This is a genomic window from Intrasporangium sp. Soil_C_50, assembly GCF_057656595.1.
The window spans coordinates 892,359-913,101 of record NZ_JBDGKB010000001.1; the positions used below are offsets into that span (position 1 = coordinate 892,359).

General features: G+C 72.5%; 16 protein-coding genes. 4 read left to right on the forward strand and 12 right to left on the reverse strand.

Going from position 1 to position 20,743, the window contains the following annotated elements; genetic code table 11:
- Positions 1-52 precede the first annotated feature (52 nt).
- On the reverse strand, positions 53-1,399 hold the full coding sequence (glmM, locus tag AC3A5R_RS04105; protein WP_487619488.1) for a phosphoglucosamine mutase: 1,347 nt from the start codon (positions 1,397-1,399) through the stop codon (positions 53-55).
- Between the two features lie 257 nt (positions 1,400-1,656).
- Between glmM and AC3A5R_RS04110 the strand changes: the two genes are divergently transcribed.
- On the forward strand, positions 1,657-2,817 hold the full coding sequence (locus AC3A5R_RS04110) for a hypothetical protein (RefSeq protein ID WP_487619489.1): 1,161 nt from the start codon (positions 1,657-1,659) through the stop codon (positions 2,815-2,817).
- A gap of 95 nt (positions 2,818-2,912) precedes the next feature.
- On the opposite strand, the gene rpsI is transcribed toward AC3A5R_RS04110, so the two are convergent.
- Together rpsI and rplM are read right to left on the reverse strand one after the other, a co-directional pair.
- Positions 2,913-3,416 (reverse strand): 30S ribosomal protein S9, encoded by a 504-nt coding sequence (rpsI, locus tag AC3A5R_RS04115; RefSeq protein WP_487619490.1) that lies wholly within the window; start codon positions 3,414-3,416, stop codon positions 2,913-2,915.
- A gap of 40 nt (positions 3,417-3,456) precedes the next feature.
- Positions 3,457-3,900 carry a 50S ribosomal protein L13 gene (rplM, locus tag AC3A5R_RS04120; RefSeq protein ID WP_323096526.1) on the reverse strand — a complete coding sequence of 148 codons (444 nt, stop codon included), beginning with the start codon at positions 3,898-3,900 and terminating at the stop codon, positions 3,457-3,459.
- A gap of 284 nt (positions 3,901-4,184) precedes the next feature.
- Between rplM and AC3A5R_RS04125 the strand changes: the two genes are divergently transcribed.
- The gene (locus AC3A5R_RS04125; RefSeq protein ID WP_487619491.1) at positions 4,185-4,811 is read left to right on the forward strand and encodes a winged helix-turn-helix domain-containing protein; all 627 of its coding nucleotides are present in this window, start codon (positions 4,185-4,187) and stop codon (positions 4,809-4,811) included.
- Entirely contained in the window at positions 4,808-6,133 is a 1,326-nt protein-coding gene (locus tag AC3A5R_RS04130; RefSeq protein ID WP_487619492.1) for an MFS transporter, read from the forward strand. Before AC3A5R_RS04125 ends, AC3A5R_RS04130 begins: the two co-directional genes overlap by 4 nt.
- A 16-nt stretch (positions 6,134-6,149) precedes the next feature.
- On the opposite strand, the gene AC3A5R_RS04135 is transcribed toward AC3A5R_RS04130, so the two are convergent.
- The 3 genes from AC3A5R_RS04135 to AC3A5R_RS04145 all read right to left on the reverse strand — a co-directional run bounded on the left by AC3A5R_RS04135 (position 6,150) and on the right by AC3A5R_RS04145 (position 14,263).
- Complete coding sequence (locus tag AC3A5R_RS04135) at positions 6,150-7,091, reverse strand: aldo/keto reductase (RefSeq protein WP_487620117.1); 942 nt, start codon at positions 7,089-7,091, stop codon at positions 6,150-6,152.
- A gap of 148 nt (positions 7,092-7,239) precedes the next feature.
- Positions 7,240-13,029, reverse strand: coding sequence for a pullulanase-type alpha-1,6-glucosidase (pulA, locus tag AC3A5R_RS04140; RefSeq protein WP_487619493.1), 5,790 nt, complete (start codon positions 13,027-13,029; stop codon positions 7,240-7,242).
- Between the two features lie 163 nt (positions 13,030-13,192).
- A complete protein-coding gene (locus AC3A5R_RS04145; protein ID WP_487619494.1) occupies positions 13,193-14,263 on the reverse strand; it encodes a MerR family transcriptional regulator in 1,071 nt (356 codons plus the stop codon).
- Positions 14,264-14,531: 268 nt separating this feature from the next.
- Here AC3A5R_RS04145 and AC3A5R_RS04150 point away from each other — a divergent pair, with 268 nt between their 5' ends.
- Entirely contained in the window at positions 14,532-14,813 is a 282-nt protein-coding gene (locus AC3A5R_RS04150; protein ID WP_323096521.1) for a WhiB family transcriptional regulator, read from the forward strand.
- 74 nt (positions 14,814-14,887) lie between these two features.
- Here the strand turns inward: AC3A5R_RS04150 and AC3A5R_RS04155 are convergent, their stop codons facing one another.
- From AC3A5R_RS04155 to truA, 6 genes are all read right to left on the reverse strand, one after another.
- Positions 14,888-15,448: a YbaK/EbsC family protein gene (locus AC3A5R_RS04155; RefSeq protein ID WP_487619495.1), complete on the reverse strand. Its 561-nt coding sequence runs from the start codon at positions 15,446-15,448 to the stop codon at positions 14,888-14,890.
- A gap of 28 nt (positions 15,449-15,476) precedes the next feature.
- On the reverse strand, positions 15,477-16,538 hold the full coding sequence (locus tag AC3A5R_RS04160) for a nitronate monooxygenase (RefSeq protein ID WP_487619496.1): 1,062 nt from the start codon (positions 16,536-16,538) through the stop codon (positions 15,477-15,479).
- Positions 16,539-16,625: 87 nt separating this feature from the next.
- Positions 16,626-18,308, reverse strand: a complete 1,683-nt coding sequence (locus tag AC3A5R_RS04165) for an ABC-F family ATP-binding cassette domain-containing protein (protein WP_487619497.1) — start codon at positions 18,306-18,308, stop codon at positions 16,626-16,628.
- A gap of 70 nt (positions 18,309-18,378) precedes the next feature.
- Positions 18,379-19,008, reverse strand: a complete 630-nt coding sequence (locus AC3A5R_RS04170) for a hypothetical protein (RefSeq protein WP_487619498.1) — start codon at positions 19,006-19,008, stop codon at positions 18,379-18,381.
- Positions 19,009-19,049: 41 nt separating this feature from the next.
- Positions 19,050-19,691: a hypothetical protein gene (locus tag AC3A5R_RS04175; RefSeq protein ID WP_487619499.1), complete on the reverse strand. Its 642-nt coding sequence runs from the start codon at positions 19,689-19,691 to the stop codon at positions 19,050-19,052.
- 114 nt (positions 19,692-19,805) lie between these two features.
- Positions 19,806-20,720: a tRNA pseudouridine(38-40) synthase TruA gene (gene truA / locus AC3A5R_RS04180; protein ID WP_487619500.1), complete on the reverse strand. Its 915-nt coding sequence runs from the start codon at positions 20,718-20,720 to the stop codon at positions 19,806-19,808.
- Positions 20,721-20,743: the final 23 nt, after the last annotated feature.

Below are 20,743 nucleotides of genomic sequence, written 5' to 3' on the forward strand. Positions count from 1 at the left end.
CGACCCTACGCAGCACGCCCCACCGGGGCATCCCGTTTGTCGACGCGACGCGTCAGAGGCTGAGCTCGGCCCTGACGACGCCGACGAGTCGGTCGGCCAGCAGCCGGGCCTGGTCGCCGTCGGCAGCCTCGACCATGACGCGCACGACCGGCTCGGTGCCCGACTTGCGCAGCAGGACGCGGCCGGTGCTGCCGAGCTCACCCTCGGCCACGCGCACCGCCTCGGCGACGACGGAGTTGGCCTCGAGGGCCGACTTGTCGACGTCCTTGACGTTGACGAGCACCTGCGGGAAGTGCGACATCACCGTCGCGAGGTCGGCGAGGGGGCGCCCGCTCGCCGCGACGCGCGAGGCCAGCATGAGGCCGGTCAGGGTGCCGTCGCCGGTCGTGCCGTGCTCGAGCATGACGACGTGGCCGGACTGCTCGCCGCCGAGGACGAAGCCACCCTCCTTCATCCCCTCGAGGACGTAGCGGTCGCCGACGGCCGTCTGCACGACGCTGATGCCGGCGTCGGCGAGGGCGTGGATCATGCCGAGGTTGCTCATGACCGTCGCGACGAGGGTGTCGCCGCGCAGCACGCCCTGCTCCTTCATGGCCAGCGCGAGGATGGCCATGATCTGGTCGCCGTCGACCTCACGGCCCGCGGCGTCGACGGCGAGGCAGCGGTCGGCGTCGCCGTCGAGAGCGATCCCGAGGTCGGCGCCCGCCTCGAGGACGGCCGCCTTGAGGGCGTCGGTGTGGGTGGAGCCGAAGCCGTCGTTGATGTTGATGCCGTCGGGCTCGCAGCCGATCGTCGTGACGGTGGCGCCGGCCTCGCGGAAGACGCGTGGGGCAACCTCCGACGCGGCCCCGTGAGCGGCGTCGATGACGACGTGCAGGCCGTCGAGGCGGTGCGGCAGGACGGACAGCAGGTGACGCACGTACCGGTCGGCGCCGTCCTCGAGCGTGGTGATCCGGCCCACGGCACCCCCGACGGGTCGCTGCCAGTCGGCGCGCAGCCGCGCTTCGATGCGGTCCTCGAGCTCGTCGGCGAGCTTGTGCCCGCCCCGGGCGAAGAACTTCAGGCCGTTGTCGGGCATCGGGTTGTGCGAGGCCGACAGCATGGCGCCGAGGTCGGCGTCCTGCTCGGCCACGAGGTAGGCGATGGCCGGCGTCGGCAGGACGCCGGCGTCGCGCACGTCGACGCCCGCCGAGGCGAGCCCGGCGATCGTCGCCGCGGCGAGGAACTCACCGGACGCGCGCGGGTCGCGCCCGACGACGGCCACGGGCCGGTGCCCGTTGAACTCCCCGACCTCGCCGAGCACGTGCGCAGCCGCGACCGAGAGGTCGAGGGCCAGCTCGGCGGTGATGTCCTGGTTGGCGATGCCACGGACGCCGTCCGTGCCGAAGAGTCGAGCCACGCGTTGTGCCTTCCCGGTCGGGTGGCCCACGGGCCGACCCAGGTCATGTGCTCGCACGACGATACCGCCAGTCCCCGTCGACCACCGCACGAGGCGGGCGCGCCCCGTTCCTCCTGCTTGCGCCCGGTCCGCCCCGGTGCAGACCGGGAGGAAGTGGCAGGGAACTGGCAGCCGGCTCCCACCACTTTCACAGACGCGCGCCACGACGATGTGCGGCATCCCGCCATCCCCCGGGAGTTCCCTGTGAAAGGACCCGCATGAGCACTCGACGTTCCCGTCGCCTCTCGGTCGCCGTCGCTGTCTCGGCAGCCGCGCTCGCCCTCGGCACGGCCTTCGGCGCCACGAGCGCGACCGCGAGCAGCCCCGACGCCGCACCCTCGACGTCCGGTGGCGTCACGAACCCGTACTCCCCCGCGTACGGGCACCCCTACCGGCACGGCAGCGTGCCGACGCGTGAGCTCAACACCCAGATGCACCGCTGGGAGGCCCAGACCAAGGGCGCCAGGCCGGCCGCGAGCAAGACGCTGTCCTACGGCGGCGGCGTCGACGGCATCGGCGTCACGAGCGGCACCCCGAAGGTGTACCTCGTCTTCTGGGGCAGCCAGTGGGGCACCCAGGGCACCGACGCGTCGGGCAACCTCACCTTCACCGGCGACCCGAAGACGGGTGCGCCCGTCGTGCAGAAGCTCTTCAAGGGCCTGGGCACGAACGGCGAGGCGTGGAGCGGCGTCATGACGCAGTACTGTGACGGCCCGCTCGTGGCCAAGGGGGCGACCTCGTGCCCCGCGGGCTCGGCGCACGTCGGCTACCCGACCGGCGGCAACCTCGCCGGCGTCTGGTACGACCCGTCGACCGCCGCCCCGTCCTCGGCCACGGCCAAGCAGCTCGGCGACGAGGCCGTCAAGGCCGCCGGGCACTTCGGCAACACGACCGCCGCGAGCAACCGGTACGTCCAGTACGTCGTGCTCTCCCCGACGGGCACCCACCCGGACGGCTTCAACACGGCGTCGGGCAACTTCTGCGCGTGGCACGACTACAACGGTGACCCGTACGTCGGCTCGGCCTCGGCCTACGGCGACATCGCCTTCACGAACATGCCCTACGTCATGGACATGGGCACCAGCTGCGGGCAGAACTTCGTCAACGCGGGGGCCGCCGGCACCGACGACGGCTACTCCATGGTCGAGGGCCACGAGTACGCCGAGACGATCACCGACCAGAACCCGGCCGGCGGCTGGACGAACACGACCTCGCGCACGTACTCCGGCGAGGAGAACGCCGACGAGTGCGCCTGGATCTCCCCGGGATCGGCGGGCGGCGCGGGCAACGTGTCGACGGCGCAGGGCTCCTTCGCGATGCAGGCGACGTGGTCCAACGACACGAACCGCTGCGACCTGTCGCACGCGACCGTGAGCTGACGCGTCGCGCGACCGGCACGCCAGGTACGACGAAGGCCCCCGAGCACTGCTCGGGGGCCTTCGGGCGTGACGCGCGCCCCGACCGGGGCGACGGATCAGCGCTTGCTGTACTGCGGCGCCTTGCGGGCCTTCTTGAGACCGGCCTTCTTGCGCTCCGGGACGCGGGCGTCGCGGGTCAGGAAGCCGGCCTTCTTCAGCGCCGGGCGGTTGAGCTCGGAGTCGACCTCGTTGAGCGAGCGTGCGACGCCGAGGCGGACCGCGCCGGCCTGGCCGGAGGGGCCACCGCCGTGGACGCGGACGAGCACGTCGTAGGAGCCTTCGAGCTCGAGGATGGTCAGCGGCTCGCGGACGATCTGCTGGTGCACCTTGTTCGGGAAGTAGTCCTCGAGGGCGCGGCCGTTGATCTTCCACTCGCCGGTGCCCGGCACGATGCGGACGCGGGCGATGGCCTGCTTGCGGCGGCCGGTGGCCGCGCCGGGCGTCGAGACCTGGCGGGCACGCTTGGCCTCGCCGGCCACCGAGGCGTCGGACTCGGAGGTGTACTCGGTGAGCTCGGGCTCGTCGGTGTCGAGGACGCCCTCGTTGATGATGTCAGTCACGTGTGTGTTCGCTTTCTACGCAGCAGCGGCGGGGCCGGGCTTACTGCGCGACCTGGGTGATCTCGAAGGGGACGGGCTGCTGGGCCGCGTGCGGGTGCTCGGCACCGCGGTAGACCTTGAGCTTGGACAGCTGCTGGCGGGCCAGCGAGTTCTTCGGGAGCATGCCCCGGATCGCCTTCTCGACGGCCTTCTCCGGGCTCTTGGCGAGCAGCTCGGTGTAGGACGTGGAGCGCAGGCCGCCCGGGAAGCCCGAGTGGCGGTAGGCCTTCTTCTGCTCGAGCTTGGCGCCGGTGAGGGCGACCTTGTCGGCGTTGATGATGATGACGAAGTCACCGGTGTCGACGTGCGGCGCGAACTGCGGCTTGTGCTTGCCCCGCAGCAGGATCGCAGCCTGGCTCGCGAGGCGACCGAGCACGACGTCGGTCGCGTCGATGACGTGCCACGTGCGAGTGACCTCGCCGGGCTTCGGGGTGTACGTACGCAATGGAGTCTGCCTTCTCGCTTCAAACGATGGATGCGTGCCGCCGGGGCGATGACCCGCGCCGGTCCGATGCGTGTGGCTCGGACCCTTCGCGCTGATCGCGCGAGCGTCCGGGGCCTCGCCCTGCCGGTTCGACACAACAGTGATCCAGTCTACGGAGGAGGCGGCTCGCGGCCAAATCGTCGCACCGACCCCCTGAAACCCGCTCTGACCTGCGGCGATGCACGCCTCCCGGGTTCGTGCAGAACTCTTGTGCAAACAGATTGTGCAAAGGTAGTGTGCACACTATGGCTGCACACTCCCCGACACCGGACAACATCTGGCTCACGCCGGAGAGCCTCCGGGTCCTGGCCCACCCCCTGCGCTCCCGCCTCCTCGGGGCGCTGCGCCGCAGCGGTCCGGCCACGGCCACCGACCTCGCCACGGCTCTCGGCACCAACTCCGGGGCCACCAGCTACCACCTGCGCAAGCTCGAGTCGGTCGGCCTCGTCGAGGACACCGGCGACGGCGAGGGCAAGCGTCGCCTCTGGCGCGCCGGCTCGGAGTTCCACTCGTGGCACCCGAGCGACTTCGAGGGCGACGAGGACTCCGAGACCGCCCTCAACTGGCTGACCCGTGACTACGCCCGGCACTTCTCCGAGCAGTACGACCGCTGGCTCGACGTCTCGATGACCTGGCCCCCCGCCTGGCAGGACGCCTGCGGCTCGAGCGACGCCGCGGTGCTCGTCACGCCGGAGGCGCTCGAGGAGCTGCGCGAGGAGATGTGGGACCTCATCGAGCGCTACCGGCGCGTGGGCCAGGGCAACCCGAGCGCCCGCCGGGTGGCCGTGTACGCCTTCGCCTACCCCATCGACCTCGGCCGGCCGCCCGGCGGCACCAGCGGCGACGCGCCGACCGAACGAGGCCACCGATGAGCGCCGCGAGGCGGGCGGCGGTGCTGTCCCCCACCGCCGCCCGACGCGTCTTCCTCGCACTGACCCTGACCCGCTGGTTCCCCGTCGGCCTCGTCGTCGGCCTGCTGACGCTGTGGCAGCTCGAGCGGGGTCTCACCGTGGCCCAGGCCATGACGGCGTCCTCGGCCGCCGGGCTGACGATCTTCCTGCTCGAGCTGCCGACCAGCGGGTTCGCCGACGCGTTCGGCCGCAAACCGGTCTTCGTCGTGTCGGCGGTCGTCAACGTCGTCGCGAGCGCGCTGCTGCTGGCCGCGCACACGTACTGGATGTTCCTGCTCGCCGCAGTGCTCACCGGCGTCTTCCGCGCCCTCGACTCCGGCCCGCTCGAGGCGTGGTTCGTCGACACCGTCCACGCCAGCACCCCCGGCGCCGACGTCGACGGCGCGCTCGCCGCCCAGGGCACCGTCCTCGGCGGAAGCATCGCCGCCGGGGCGCTCCTGTCGGGCGGGCTCGTGTGGTGGCACCCGTTCGCCGGCGCGTCGGCTCTCGTGCTTCCGGTCGCCGTGTTCGTCGCCCTCAACGTGGTGCACCTCGTCGCCGTGCTCGTCCTGCTGCGCGAGCCACCCTCGACCGAGCACGTCGACGCCACCGGGCTGCGTCGCGCGATCGCCTCGACGCGTGAGGCACCGGTCGTCGTCCGCGAGGGCCTCGGCATGCTGCGCGCCAACCGGGTGCTTCGCGGGATCGTCCTCGTCGAGGTGTTCTGGTCGGTCGCGATGATCGTCTTCGAGACCTTCCAGCCGATTCGCCTGGCCGAGCTCGTCGGCGGTGAGGAGCGGGCCGGCGCCATCATGGGGCCGGTCGCGGCGGCCGGGTGGGCGATCTTCGCGGTCGGCGCGGCGCTGTCCGGGTGGTCGAGCCGCCGCATCGGCGTGGCCCGCACCGCGATCCTCGCCCGCGTCCTCAACGGACTCGGCGCCGTCGTCATGGGCCTGGTCTCCGGCCCGGCCGCACTCATCGCCGCCTACGCCGTCACCTACCTGCTGCACGGGTCGGCCGGGCCGGCTCACTCGACGCTGCTCCACCGCGAGGCCCAGGCGCGCAACCGGGCGACGGTGCTGTCGATGAACTCGATGGTCGCCTCGGCCGCCTTCGCCGTCGGCGCGTCCGTCATGGGTGTGCTCGCCGACGCGACGTCGACCCAGACGGCGATGGTCTGCGCCGGCGCGGTCAGCATCGTGGGCGCGGTGTTCTACCGGGCCGCCCGACGCGCCGAGGTCGAGCGCGCCGGCGAGCCGGCCGGCGTCCCCGCCGACACGTCGGCTCCCCTCCCCATCGAGTGAAACACCCCGGGCGGCGTCAGGCGGGCGGGGCGGTGAGGTCGTCGAGCTCGGCGAGGTCGTCGGCGCTCGGGTCCCAGCCGCCGGCACGGACGTTGTCGAGCACCTGCTCGGGACGCGTCGCGCCGGCGATGACCGACGCGACGGCCGGCTGGGCGGCCAGACCACCGATGGCGACGTCGATGAGCCGGAGGTCGCGTCGGGCGGCGAACGCCTCGAGGGCCTCCACGGTGTCCCAGTCGGCGCCGGCGAGCCGGTCGGCACTGCCGGCCAGGCGGGTGCCCTCGGGGGCCGCCTCGCCGCGGCGGTACTTGCCGGTGAGCAGGCCGCTCGCGAGCGGGAAGAACGGCAGGAGGCCGACCCCGACGTGCTCGCACGCGGGCACGAGCTCGTCCTCGACGTCGCGCTCGAGCAGCGAGTACTCGTTCTGGGCCGACACGAACGGCGTGGTGCCGGCGGCGCGGGCGGTCCAGTCGGCGTCGACGACCTGCCAGCCGGTGAAGTTGCTGCTGCCGATGTAGCGCACCTTGCCCTCGCGGACGAGCTCGTCGAGGGCCGCGAGGGTCTCCTCGATCGGCGTGACGGGGTCGGGGCGGTGCAGCTGGTAGAGGTCGATCCAGTCGGTGCCGAGGCGGCGCAGGCTTGCCTCGACGGCCTTGCGGACGTACCGCCGCGAGCCACGGACGCCCCAGTCGGGCCCGTTCGAGCCCTGCATGTCCATGCCGAACTTCGTCGCGACGACGACGTTCTCGCGCTCGGCGCCCAGGGCCAGGCCCAGCATCTCCTCGCTCGCCCCCTGGCCGTAGATGTCGGCCGTGTCGAAGAGGGTCACGCCGGCGTCGATCGCCGTGCGCACGACGGCGTTCGTCGCCTCCTGGTCGATGCGGCGGCCGAAGTTGTTGCAGCCGAGCCCCACCGTCGAGACGGTGAGGCCGCTGTCGCCGAGCTGTCGGTACGTCATGTCGGTCACCGGTCCAACGTAGACCCGCCCCGACGCGTCCGGCCCGAGGGTGGGCAAGGCAGGACTCGTCAAACAGCTCTCGGATGCACGGGGCCCCGGGAAGAACACGTCTCCCCGGGGCCCGTCGTCGTGCGGCTGGACCGGCTCGTCAGTGCGCCTGGACGAACACGGCCACGGTGCGGGCCGGGACGGTGAGCGTCGAGGTCCCGGCGTTCCACGTCGACTGCTTGACGACCGCGTCGGACCCGCCGGCCTGCACCGAGCTCAGCGTCAGCGCGCCGGTGAGCCCGGGCACCTTCTGGGACACGGCATCCGGCGTCGCGTTGAAGACGACGACGAGGCCGTCCAGTCGCGGGTCGGCGTCGGCGCCCACGGTGTCGTCGACGCGCATGACGACGACGCCGGCGTGCGCGTCGGCAGTGCCCGACACGGGGAACGACACCTTCGACTCGATGGCCGAGGCGGAGCCCAGGCGGAACAGCGGGCTGCTGAACCGCAGGCGCAGCAGGTCCTGCGCCATGGCGCTCGCCTTCTGCACGTCGCCCGCGGCCGGCTTGAGGGCCGGGTTCGCGAGCAGCGGCTTCATGTACGACCACTTGTTCGAGTTCGGGCCCTCGGGCGGCAGCCCGTGTCCGAAGCCGTTGTCGGCGCCGGTCCAGTCGAGGCGGTTGAACCAGTCGCCGCTGTCGTAGGAGTCGCGGTCGAGCGACTTGCTGCGGAGCAGGTCGGCGCCGGCGTGCCAGAACGAGGGCGTCTGTGCCAGAGCGGTGGTCGCGAGCGACAGGGTGTTCATCCGCACCCGGTCGGTCATCGACGTCGCCACCGGCAGCTTGTACGTCAGCGCGTCGAAGAGCGTCTCGTTGTCGTGCGCGTCGACGTAGCTGACGACCTCGTCGGGCTGGTCGGCATAGCCGGCCGGCGCGCCGTTGTAGTCGACCTTGTCGCCCCGCACGACCTGCCCGCTCTCCTGGCTGCGGAACTCGAAGGCCCGCAGGTTGCCGGCGAGGCCGAGCTGCACGAGGTCGGTGTCGTGCGCGAGACGCGTTGCGGCACCGTCGTTGACGGCCGCCCCGTTGGGGTCGGTCGACTCGCCCGAGCCGAAGCCCTGGCGGCGCGGGTCGTCGTCGAACGGGCCGCCACCGCGGACGGCGTCGCGCAGCCGGTCGCTGAACGTGCCGATGCCGGTTCCGCCGAGCTGGCCCTGGGTGGCCTGGGTGAAGCGCGCGTTGTTCGCGACCTCACCGAAGTTCCAGCCCTCGCCGTAGAGGTAGACCGCCTTGCCGTCGACGCCGTCCTTGGCCGGCGTCAGGGCATCGAGCGCCGAGCGCACGGCGAGCATGTTGTCGCGGCTCGCGTGGCCCATGAGGTCGAAGCGGAAGCCGTCGACCTTGTAGTTGCGCGCCCACGACACGACCGAGTCGACCATGAGCTTCTGGCCCATCGCGTGCTCCGTGGCGACGTTCTGGCAGCACGACGACGTCTCGACGGCGCCGGTCGCATTGAGCCGGTGGTAGTAGCCGGGCACGATCTTGTCGAGGACCGACTGGTCGGCCTGGCCCGAGGCCGACGTGTGGTTGAAGACCTGGTCGAGCACGACGCGCAGGCCGTCCTGGTGCAGCGCGCCCACCATCGTGCGGAACTGCGAGACGCGCTGCCCGCCGTCGGCGGCCTGGGTCGTCGAGGTGTACGAGCCGTCCGGGACGTTCCAGTGGTAGGGGTCGTAGCCCCAGTTGAAGGCGTCCTTGCCCGCGACCGCGGTGACGCACTTCTGCTGCTGCTCGCTGTCCGGGGCGTAGGTGCGCAGGTCGCACTGCGGCGTCTGCTGCTTGGCCTTGTCCTCCTCGATCGAGGCGATGTCGAAGGTCGGCAGCAGGTGCACGGTGTTGAGGCCCGCCTTCGCCAGGGCCTTGAGGTGGGCCCGCCCGTCACCGTTCTCGGCGAAGGCGAGGTAGCTGCCGCGCAGCGCCGCCGGCACCTTGGCGTCGCTCATCGAGTAGTCGCGCACGTGCAGCTCGTAGATCGTCGAGTCGACGTCCTGGGCGAGGCGTGGCGACGGGGTCGTGCGCCAGGCCGAGGGCATGAAGGTCGGGTCGGCGAGGTCGACGGCCACCGACCTTGTCGAGTTCGGCGTCAGCGCCACCGACGCCGGGTCGGTCACGACGTTCGTCTCGACCTTCTGCGTGCTCGGAGCCCACACCTTGACCTCGTAGAGGTACCGGACGTTGCGTCCCGCAGCACCGAGCGAGGCCGACCACGAACCGTCCGTCGAGCGCGTCATCGGCGTGCGGTGCGCCGTGGCGACCGGCTGGTCGGCCGAGCCCGCGGCCCACGTCAGCAGCGTGACGCCCTGGGCCGTCGGCGCCCACAGGCGGAACCCGACGCGACCGCCGGAGACGCTGACGCCGTAGGCGCCCCGGCTCGCGGGGGTCGCATAAAGGGCGTCGAGCGCGATCGCCGTCTGGGCGCCCGACGCGTCGAGCAGGGCGCCCGACGAGTCGTACATCGCGACGGCCACCTGGCCGCGCAGGATCTCGGCCATCTGCCGCGACGTGGCCTTGTCGGTGCGCAGCGCGACGTAGCCCTTGAGCTCCGGGTGCGCCGCCGTGAGCGCGGCCGGCAGTCCGGCCGGGTCACGCGTCAGCGTCGCCACCGAGCCACCCGTCACGGACTCGGCATCGAGGCCGAGGCCACTGGTGGCCGACCAGTGCAGACGCCAGGAGAGCGTCGCCGGGTCGGTGCCGGCCGGCAGGCCGGTGGCCGGCCACGCGACGAGGCCGGGCCCTACGACGAACGCCTTGGCCTTCGTCAGGTCGGGCGCCGCCCCGGCACGTGAGGTCTTGACCGAGATCTGGTGCGTGGCGAGGACGTAGCTGATCGTCGTGACGACGCCGTCGGACGGCACCGAGAACGCGACGTTCGAACCGCCCGCGGCACCGCCGGCGCCGTAGTTCTCGTCCCAGCTCAGCCCGTGCGCCACCTTGAACTCGTAGCTGCCCGCGGGAATGGCGTCGGTGCTGAAGGTGTACGTGCCGTCACCGTCGAGGTCCTGCAGCCACGAGCGCATGCAGTCCGGCGACCAGTCGCCCGGGCAGCCGAGCTCGCTCTGGAAGGAGCCGGGCGCGGTGATGATCGGGCCCTGCGCGTCGCTCGTGACCCAGTGGGTGCGGTGGTCGTAGTAGAAGCTGACGGCCTTGCCGCCGGGCACCGTGACGGGGATGTTCGAACCGCCCTTGACGGCGCCGACCCCGTAGTTCTCGTCCCACGACTTGTTGATCGCGGCCTTGTACTCGTAGTCACCGGCCGGGATCGAGGAGTACGAGCCCTTCCAGATGTCGTCCTTCGGGTCGAGGGTCAGCTGCGCCTGGTCGCAGGTCGGCTGCCAGTCGCCGGGGCAGCCCATCCCGCTGTTGAGGCTGCCGGGCACGCTGACGTTGGCCGGCTGGGTCACCGGGCCGACGCCGCCGCCACCACCGCTGCCTCCTGCCGGCGCGGGGTCGCCGACGACGCCGTACGTCGAGGTCGCCGACACGTGGCCGGCGAGGTCGCGGGCGAGCACGCGGTACTCCATGAGCGTGCCCTTGGCGTAGCCGCTGACGTCGTGGAAGACGCGGTACGGCGCGTTGTCGTCGGTGCCGAGCGTCGTCCAGGCCGACGTGCCGGCCGGACGCGCGAGGAACGTGACGTCGGCGAACGTGTCGCCGGGGACCGCGGCCGAGATCTCGGCGCGCCCACCGACGACACCGCCGGCGCTCGGCGAGAGCGGGTAGACCGGCGGGGCCGTGCGCGAGACCTCCATCGTCGAGTCGGCGCGGAAGACCTTGACCGACAGCGGCGGGACGCTGACCGTGACGCGACCCGACGCGTCGGCGCGCAGGTCGCCGGGGCCGCCGAGCAGCGGGCTGAACTTCGACCGTGCCGAGTAGGTCTGGAAGGTGGCCTGCTTGGCCGTCGTCGCGTTGTTGGCCACGACGAGGTACTCGCGCTTGGCCGCCTTGTCGATGCGGCTGATCGCGTAGATGCCGGCACTGTCGCTGGCGTAGCGGTGCACCTGCGCGCCGTCGGCGAGCGCCGGGTGGGCCTGGCGCAGTGCGGACAGGGCGGCGATCTGCCGGTAGAGGGGGGCGCTCCTGTCGTAGTGCTCGCCGGTACCGGCCTTGTCGGCGCTGCCGACGATCGTGTCGTCGGCGTAGTCGGCCGTCTGCGTCGCGAACATGTCCTGCCGGGCGCGCTTGTCACCGAAGTCGGTCGTCGGACCGGTGAAGCCCTGCTCGTCGCCGTAGTAGACGACGGGCTGCCCGCGCGTCAGGAACATCAGCGACGTCGCGAGGGCGTCGCGGTCGAGCAGCTCCTTGCCGGTGTAGCCGGCCGCCTGGAGCATCGCACCGACACGGCCCATGTCGTGGTTGCCGAGGAAGGTCGGCAGCTCGTAGGCGTTGGAGTCGGTGTCGGTGTAGTAGTCGTCGCCGGCGAACAGGTCACGGACGCCGGTGGTCGCCTTGCTCTGGGCGAAGCCGAGCGCAGCACCCTGGAAGCCGAAGTCGAGGGTCGCCGGCAGCTTGCCCTTGGTCGTGAACTGGCTGGTGTACGAGGGGTTTCCGTCGTACACCTCGCCGAACATGAAGAAGTTCTTCCCGGCTTGCTTCGCGTGGTCGAGGATCGCCGGCGAGAACTGCTGCCAGAAGGGCAGGTTGACGTGCTTGGCAGTGTCGATGCGGAAGCCGTCGACGCCGAAGTCGACCCACGCCTTGTAGATGTCCTCCATGCCCGTGACGACCGTGTGGTTCTCGGTGAAGAGGTCGTCGAGACCGGAGAAGTCGCCGTACGTGGAGGACTCACCGGCATAGGTCGAGTCGCCGCGGTTGTGGTAGAGCGTCACGTCGTTGAGCCACGCCGGCACCTTGACGTTCTTGTCGGCGTCGGCGACGACCGGCTTGTAGGGGAACGACGTTGCCGGGTCCATCGCCGGGAAGGTGTCCTTGCCCGCGTAGTCGGCGTCGTCGAAGGCGTTGCCCTGGGCGTCCTTGTACGGCTTGTCGGCCTTCGGGACGTAGGTGTACTGGCCGCCCTGGTAGGAGATCACGTCGGCCGTGTGGTTCGTGATGATGTCGAAGTAGACCTTCATCCCCTTGGCGTGCGCCGCGGCGATGAGGTCCTTCATGTCGGCGTTCGTGCCGAGGTGCGGGTCGATCTGCGTGAAGTCGGTGACCCAGTAGCCGTGGTAGCCGGCGCTCGCGTTCGACCCCGAGCCCTGGACCGGGCGGTTCTTGAACGAGGGCGTCAGCCAGATCGCCGTGGTGCCGAGGCCCTTGATGTAGTCGAGCTTGCCGATGACGCCCTTGAGGTCGCCACCGTGGTAGAAGCCCATGTCCGTGGGGTCGTAGCCGGTGGCGAGACGGTCGCCGGTCAGGCCGCCGCGGTCGTTGGCGGAGTCGGCGTTCGCGAACCGGTCGGCCATGACGAAGTAGAAGCGCTCACGCGTGGAGCCGGTGCGCAGCGACTGGCCGGCGAGCGCGGCGTCGGCCTTCGTGGCCGTGCCCGGCAGGTCCGTGGGCGCGATGCCGACGGCGTGCGTCGTGTCGTCGTAGGTCACCCTGAGCCGCTCGGGGCCCTCGAGGACGAGGGGCACGTTCGAGCCGCCGCCGTCCTGGCCGTAGCTCTCGCCCCATCCGTGGTCGATCGCGACCTTGAGCTCGTAGGAGCCCTTGGGTACGTCGAACTCCGCGGCATAGGTGCTCGTTCCGGCCTGCCGGACGAGGTCGGTGTCGGTGCAGTCGGGCTGCCAGTCACCGGAGCAGCCGAGCTCGCTCTGCAGCGAGCCGACGAGCGTCGCGGTGCGCTCGGCGGCGCGGGCGGTCGTGGTCCCGGTCAGAGGCACGACCGCGCCGGCGAGGACGAGGGCGGAGACGCTGGCGGCGGTCAGAGCCGGCCTACGACGCATGTGCACTCCTTCGTGCAGTGAGGAGCCGGCGGGTCGCCACGCGTTCGTGGAGGGTCCCCTCGCCGGCCACCCGGCAACGTAGCGTCCCATTCGTCCGACTCGCTAGGGGTTGGCTGCAACTTTTTGCAGCGAACGCCCATTTCTTGCGGAGTGGCGACACGCGTCAGGCGCGGGGGCCCCGCTCGTTCACCTCGAGCAGCAGGTCGACGGCACCCTCGAGGTCGCCGACGAGGCGCACGTCGACGCCGGGACCCACCTCGGGCGGCTCCTCCGGCCACCCCGGCCCACCGAGCACGACCGTCACGGGCCGACCCGAGTCGGAGACCAGCCGCCAGAACGGCTCTGACTCCGGGCGGGGCAGCGAGGCCCAGAGGAACATGACGCGGGCCCGGGTCTGCACGAGCGCATCGACCATCGATCTGGCCGGCACCCGCGCACCGAGGAAGACGCTGGGGGCCCCGCAGCGTGCCAGCTCGGCCTCGACGGCGATGACCGGCAGGTGGTGGTGCTCGTCGTCGGCGCTGCCCAGCAGGACCGGCACCCCGGACACCCGCTTGCGGTTGGCGCGCACGACCGAGCGCAGCTCGCCCTGGAGCAGCTCGCTCGCCAGGTGCTCCCCCTCGACACCGAGGGAGCCGTCGCCCCAGCGTTCCCCGACGAGGCGCAGCGCGGGAGCGAAGACCGACGTCCACGCGTCGCGGAACTCGAGCTGGCGCAGGGCCTGGCGGTAGAAGGCCACGAGGGTGCCGGAGTCGAGATGGAGGGCCGCACCGATGATCCCCTCGACGATCGCCTCGGGGGCGAACGAGGGTTCAGGCACGTCGTCGACCGTGTCGCGGTCACGCCCGGTCGACCGCGCGCTCTCGCGGTCGAGGCCGAAGGCGGCCTCGAACGCCTCGGACGAGGCGAGCCGCGCGGCCACGGCGGCATCGGTCAGGGCGCTGACCGACTCGGCGGCCACTTGGGCGGGCACGCCCTGCGAGGTGAGGCGCGCCATGAGCTGGACGCGCTGGACGTCGGCCGGGCCGTAGCGGCGGTGGTTGCCGTGCGTGCGGTGGGTGGGGGCCAGGCCGTAGCGACGCTCCCACGAGCGCAGGGTCGAGGCGGAGAGTCCGAGTCGTTCGGCGACGGCACCGACCGACCAGCTCAGCGCCGGCACATGTCGCCCGGGCACGTCGGCGTCGGGGCCGCCCTCCTGGGCGGTCCCGTCCTGTGCCGTCACGTCATCACTCATGCCTGCCTCACCGAACCGTCGTGCCGCCCGGTGCCGCGCTGCGCGGGACTTCCTGTCGTCCTGGCGCGCGGCCCGTTCGACCTCTTAACCATAAACTTGCGCAGCAATCTTGTGCAAGTGCATGAGTTGTGCATAAGTTTGGTGTGCAGGGTCCGATCGTGCTCACGGGGTGCCAGTCCGCTGGCAGGACGACGCACCGGCCGGCCCTGGACCCCGAACCACCAACACCGGGCCGCACGAGCGGCCACCAGGCCGGAAGGACCGACCCATGACCGTGACGCGACTTCCTCGACCCGTGCACGAGTCCTACGAGTGGCAGGAGCAGGGCCTGTGCCGCGGGGCCGACGTCGAGCAGTTCTTCGCCGACGACCCCGACCTCGGGCAGGTGGCCCGCCGGGAGCGCACCGACGCCGCCAAGGCCGTGTGCTCCTCCTGCCCCGTCGCCCGTCAGTGCCTCGACCATGCGATGCGGGTGCCCGAACCGTTCGGCATCTGGGGCGGGACCACCGCCGCCGAGCGTTCGCGCCTGCTCTGGGACGCCGCCGGCTGAGCCGCCCCCCTCGCGGCTCGTCGGAGCGTGGGCGCGCTCTGCGCACCACGCCGCCCCCGCGCCGTCCCCCGTGCTCAGCCCGCGGGGTCGACGACCGGCGCGGGGGCGGGCACGGCCAGCTGCACCACCTCGGCGTTCGGCAGTCCCGCCAGGCTCGCTCCGTCCAGGAGCAGCTTGGCCCCGCGCACCCCGGCCCCGATGACGACTGATCCGGCCGCCACAACGCCCGCGTCGACGAGCACCGGCCAGTCCGCCGGGAGACCGACGGGCGTGATCCCGCCCTGCTGCATCCCCGTCAGCGACTCGGCGACCGCCTGGTCGGCGAAGGAGATCTTGCGCGCCCCGAGGTGCTTGCGCACGACCCGGTTGATGTCGGCACGGTCGGTCGCGAGCACCATGACCGCGGCGAGCGTCGTGACCTCACCCCGCCGCGCCTCCACGACGACGCAGTTGGCCGACGCCTCGGGCGCGACGTCGTAGGCCGCACAGAACGCCGCGGTGTCGGCGAGCGCCGCGTCGATGGGTGCCACCCGAGCCTCGGGGACGAGCGTCAGGGCGGCGGCCACGGGTGCCGCCAGCAAGTCGGGCCGCTCCCCCGCCGGGACCCAGCTCAGGTTTCCTTGCGCAGATGCCATGCGCTCACCGTAGTTCCGCCCCGGGAGGTCAGCGTGGGAGGAGGCTCGCGACGACGGTCGCGGCGGGCACCGACCGGGCGCTGCGCCACCCGGTGCCGGCCCAGAGGGCGAGGTGGTCCGGGCGGTCGGCCGCCGCCGAGGCCCGACGCAGCGGCACCGTTACGTGGTGCACCTCCGGGTAGGCCACCGGCGCGGCGTCCGAGTGCTCGCGCACGAAGTCGGTCTCGAGCGAGCGGGCCAGGCGCCCGGAGAAGGCCCGGGTCACCCGGGTCGCCGTGAACGAGGGGTCGGCGAGGGCCCGGCGGTAGGCGAGCCCGGTGCCCGCCTCCGGCGTCAGCAGCAGCGCCGTGCCCACCTGCACGGCTGCCGCACCGGCCGCGAGGAGGTCGGCAACCTGGCCGGCGTCGGCGATGCCCCCGGCCGCGACCACGGGCACGTCGGCGAGGTGGGCCGCCTCGGACACGACGTCGACGAGGTCGTCCTCGCCGGGCACCGCCTGGGGGTCGAGCGTCCCCCGGTGGCCGCCGCCCTCGTGGCCCTGCACGACGAGACCGTCGACACCGGCCTCGAGTGCGCTGCGCGCCTCCCCCGCGTCGGTGACCGTCGCGACGGTGAGCGAGCCCGACCGGCGCAGGGCACCGAGCACCGCGGCCTCGGGCAGCCCGAACGTGAACGAGACGACCGGCACCCGCTCGCGCACGAGGAGGTCGACCTTGCGCTCCCAGTCGTCGGTGTCGCCGGCCTCGGGTACGGGCAGGTCGACGCCGAGGCGCTCGGCGTCCGCCAGCAGCCGCTCGCGGTAGGCCGCCACGGCGCCGGCCCGCTCCACGCCCTCGAGGCCCTGCTGCGTGGGATGGGCGTTGGCCGACTCCGGCACGAAGAGGTTGACGCCGAAGGGCCGGTTCGTGGCGTCCCAGACGTCGGCGAGCTGGCGGGCGAGCTGATCGACGCCGAGGTAGCCTCCGGCGAGGAAGCCGAGCCCGCCGGCCTCGCTGACCGCCGACGCGAGATCGGGCGTCGAGGGGCCGCCTGCCATCGGCGCGCCGACGACGGGGACCTCGAAGAGCGTCAGCAGCGGTGAGTCGGCCATCCCCCGACGCTACCGCCGGGGCCCGGCCGCGTCACCGCCGGCTGACGTGAGCCGGCGTCAGCCCGGGTCAGCCGGGGTCAGCCGGGGTCAGCGAGGACGGATGACGCGCCCCTCGTCCCACACGGGCTCGTCGGACTCGTACACCCGGCCGTCCTGGCCGAACACGAGGTAGCGGTCGAACCCACGGGCGAACCACCGGTCGTGCGTCACCGCGACGACGGTCCCGTCGAACCGGTCGAGCCCTTCCTCGAGGGCCTCGGCGGACTGGAGGTCGAGGTTGTCGGTGGGCTCGTCGAGCAGCAGCAGCGTCGCCCCCGACAGCTCGAGCAGCAGGATCTGGAACCGCGCCTGCTGGCCCCCCGACAGCGACTCGAACCGCTGCTCGCCGCTGCGGGCCAGGTTGTACCGGTCGAGCGCACGGGCCGCCTCCTCCCGGGGCTTGCCGGCCCGGTGCTCGTCGCCGCGGTGCAGGATCTCGAGCAGCGTGCGGCCCACGAGCGTCGGGTGCTGGTGGGTCTGGGCGAACCACCCCGGACGCACCCGCGAGCCGAGCCGCACGACACCGTCGTGGGCGACCGGCTCGGGGCGGATGTCCCCGACGGGCTGGTGCTCGCGCTCGGGGTCGGTGCCGCCGGAGGCGAGCAGCCGCAGGAAGTGCGACTTGCCCGAGCCGTTGCTGCCGAGGATGGCCACCCGCTCGCCGTACCAGACCTCGAGGTCGAACGGCTTCATCAGGCCGGTCAGCTCGAGCCCCTCGGCGACGACCGCCCGCTTGGCGGTGCGCCCACCGGTGAGGCGCATCTTCACGTGCTGGGTCATCGGCGTCGCCTCGGGCGGGCCGGCCTCCTCGAACTTGGCCAGACGCGTCTGCGCCGCCTGGTAGCGCGAGGCCAGACCGTCGTTGTAGGCGGCCTTCGTCTTGTACATGAGCACGAGCGCCTTGAGCTTGGCGTGCTCCTCGTCCCAGCGCCGGCGCAGCTCCTCGAGCCGCGCGTTGCGGTCCTCCCGCGCCTGCGCGTACGTCGAGAACCGGCCGGGGTGCACCCAGAGCGTCGCCCCGGCGGCGCCCGGCTCGAGCGTCGCGATACGGGTGGCGACACGGTCGAGCAGCTCGCGGTCGTGGCTGATGAACAGGACGGTCTTCGGCGACGCCGTCAGCGCGTCCTCGAGCCAGCGCTTGCCGGGCACGTCGAGGTAGTTGTCCGGCTCGTCGAGCAGGAGCACCTCCTCGGGGCCGCGCAGCAGCGCCTCGAGCACGAGCCGCTTCTGCTCGCCGCCGGACAGCGTGTTGACCGCGCGCCACTGGGCCGTGTCGTACGCGATGCCGAGCGCGGCGGTCGTGCACTGGTCCCAGAGCGTCTCCTGCTCGTAGCCGCCGGCCTCGCCCCACTCGACGAGGGCGTGGGCGTAGGCCATCTGGTCGTCCTCGGAGTCGCGCTCCATCATGAGCAGCTCGGTGCGGTCGATCTCCTGCGCCGCGACGCGGATCCGCTCGGGCGCCACCGACACGAGCAGGTCGCGCACCGTCGAGTCGTCGCGGACCGACCCGACGAACTGGCGCATGACACCGAGCCCGCCCGAGCGCGTCACAGCGCCGTCGTGCGCGGCGAGGTCGCCGGCGATGATGCGTGTCAGCGTCGTCTTGCCGGTGCCGTTGGGACCGACGAGCGCGACCTTGGCGCCCTCGCCCACCCGCAGCGAGACGTCGCCGAGCAGCGGCCTGCCGTCGGGCAGGCTGAAGGAGACCGAGTTGACGTCGACGTGACCCACGAGGGTCAAGCCTGACGCATCGGCCGGGCCGCCGTCGCGCGGATATCCCCGAGTGGCCGCTCGGGCGGGGTCAGCCCCAGGACCACGCGTCGAGGACGGCCTCGTAGGCCGCGAGCGCCGTCGGGTCGTGGGGGTCGTAGGTGAGGCGGATCGCGAAGGCCTGCTGCGTGTACACGACGATGTAGTAGACGTGCCGCACGTCCTCGGACTGGTCGACGACGATGCCCTGCGCCTGGTAGCCGGCCACCTGCCGCTCGGGGGCTGCCTTGGGCGCGAAGCCCTTCTGCTCGAAGCCGGACCGCAGCTTGTCGACGACGTCGGGCAGCTGCGAGGAGCCCACGTCGAACGGCCGCTCGACCGCGATGAACCCGGGCACGTCGGTGTCCTGCGGCTGGACGAGCGTGTCGGGCCGCGGGGTGAGGTCGCGCCGGCCGGAGGCCCAGCCGACCGGGATCGGGTAGCTGTAGTCCTTGCCCCGGACGCGGTCGTCGGTGAGCGCGGCCTGCGGCAGGTTCGTCGGCAGCGGCTCGATGAGGTGACCGGCGCTGTCGGTGGTCGGCGCCTTCGAGGTGGGCAGGATCACCGTGCCGATGTCGGTGGGCTTGGGCGGTGCGGGTGCCGGGTCGTGCGAGCAGCCGGCGAGCAGCACGGGGCCGAGGACGAGGGCGAGCGTGGGCAGGGCGGGTCCGAGTCGGTTCACGAGGGGTCGTCCGAGCGTGTCCGGGTGTCGTCCGGCGGTCGTCAGGACCATGACCAGGACGAGAGGATCTCGTCGAGCTCGGTCAGGGCATGGTCGGCGTCCTCCTGCGAGGACGACAGGGTGAGCAGGAACACCCGGCCCTGGTGGACGAGTCCGTAGGACCGGGCGACGACCTTGATCCCCTGCTGCTCGAAGGCCGAGGTGAAACCGGTGGCGGTCGCGCCGGCCACCTTCTGGTCAGGGGCTGCGGACACGGTGCGGCCGGCCGCCTGCAGCTGGGTGCGTCCCTTGTCGAGCTCGTCGCGCAGGGTCTGGTCGTCGCCGGGGCTGCTCAGCACGACGAGGTTGTTGGCGAAGCTGCCGACCTTCTTCGAGGACAGCAGCACGAGGTCGATGTCCTTGATGCCGTTGGCGCGGTCGGTGGCCTCGGCCCACCCCTCCGGCGGCACGACCGTGAAGCTCGCGGACCGGCCCGGTACGGCGTCACCTGCGGCCGCGGTCCCGGTGCCGGCCGGGGTCGTGCCCGCCCCGCCCGCCGAGGTCGTGCCCGCCGTGGACGTGGCTCCGGCCGAGGCGCCACCGGACGCACCGCCCGTGCCGCCGGCGTCCTTGGAGCAGCCGGCGAGGACGAGCACACACGTCACGGCAAGGGCCGACGCGAGGCGGGAGGGGCGCGCGATCATGCCGAAGATCCAACCACAGGGCCCGTGGGAACGCCCTGTCAGCGCCGGGGAGCGGGACGCCTCGACGCCGCCCGCGACGGACGCGTCACGCCGTTCGTGGGGCTGTTCGGCCGGCTAGTCGAGGGGCTGACCGTCGTGCTCGCCGGGGGTCTCACGGCGGGCGCGCGCCTGCCGTGCACGGGCGGCGAGGCCCGCGTCGTCGGGGTAGCGCACCTGCTCGAGGCTCAGTCCGTGCGGCGGCATGACGTGCACCTCGCTGGCCCGCCCCCCGCGCGCGACGAGGCCGGCCGGCCACTCGACCGGGTGCCGGCCCTCGCCGACAGGCACGACGGCCCCGACCAGGGAGCGGACCATGGAGTGGCAGAAGGCATCGGCCCGGACCGTGGCGGCGAGCACACCGTCCTCGAGGCGCCGCCACGAGAACTCGAGGAGGGTGCGCACCGTGGTGGCTCCCTCGCGCTGCTTGCAGAACGCGGCGAAGTCGCGCAGGCCGACGAGGCCGCGCGACGCAGCGTCCATCGCCTCGACGTCGAGCGGCTTGCGCCACGCGACGGTGTCGAAACGTCGGAGCGGGTCACGGACGGCGCCCGGGTCGGCCAGGCGGTAGACGTACCGACGCTCGAGCGCGGCGAAGCGGGCGTCGAAGCCGGGAGCCGCCGGCGCGGCGCGACGTACGACGACATCGGGGGGCAGCACCCCCGCCAGACGCGTCACGAGCGCCTCGCCGGGCGCGCGGTCGGAGCGTCCGGGCAGGGCTGCCCACCCCGCCGGGTCGACGTCGACGTGGGCGACCTGCCCACGGGCGTGCACCCCGGCGTCCGTGCGGCCCGCGACGGTGAGCCGCAGCGGGTCGGCGGGGCGAAGGACGGTGGTGAGTCCCTCCCCGAGGACACCCTCGACGGTGCGCCGGTCCGGCTGCAGGGCCCACCCCGAGAAGTCGGTGCCGTCGTAGGCGAGGTCGAGCCGGATCCGCACGGTCCCCGTCGCCTCCGCCACCCCCGGCTCGTCCGGCGTCACGTCGCCCGTCATGCCGCACAACCTATCCGGCCACG

Coding starts and splice junctions, on each gene's coding strand:
- AC3A5R_RS04110 (WP_487619489.1), top strand. CDS start 1,657: ATGAGCACTCGACGTTCCCGTCGCCTCTCGGTCGCCGTCGCTGTCTCG.
- AC3A5R_RS04125 (WP_487619491.1), top strand. CDS start 4,185: ATGGCTGCACACTCCCCGACACCGGACAACATCTGGCTCACGCCGGAG.
- AC3A5R_RS04130 (WP_487619492.1), top strand. CDS start 4,808: ATGAGCGCCGCGAGGCGGGCGGCGGTGCTGTCCCCCACCGCCGCCCGA.
- AC3A5R_RS04135 (WP_487620117.1), bottom strand. CDS start 7,091: ATGACGTACCGACAGCTCGGCGACAGCGGCCTCACCGTCTCGACGGTG.
- pulA (WP_487619493.1), bottom strand. CDS start 13,029: ATGCGTCGTAGGCCGGCTCTGACCGCCGCCAGCGTCTCCGCCCTCGTC.
- AC3A5R_RS04145 (WP_487619494.1), bottom strand. CDS start 14,263: ATGAGTGATGACGTGACGGCACAGGACGGGACCGCCCAGGAGGGCGGC.
- AC3A5R_RS04150 (WP_323096521.1), top strand. CDS start 14,532: ATGACCGTGACGCGACTTCCTCGACCCGTGCACGAGTCCTACGAGTGG.
- AC3A5R_RS04155 (WP_487619495.1), bottom strand. CDS start 15,448: ATGGCATCTGCGCAAGGAAACCTGAGCTGGGTCCCGGCGGGGGAGCGG.
- AC3A5R_RS04160 (WP_487619496.1), bottom strand. CDS start 16,538: ATGGCCGACTCACCGCTGCTGACGCTCTTCGAGGTCCCCGTCGTCGGC.
- AC3A5R_RS04175 (WP_487619499.1), bottom strand. CDS start 19,691: ATGATCGCGCGCCCCTCCCGCCTCGCGTCGGCCCTTGCCGTGACGTGT.
- truA (WP_487619500.1), bottom strand. CDS start 20,720: ATGACGGGCGACGTGACGCCGGACGAGCCGGGGGTGGCGGAGGCGACG.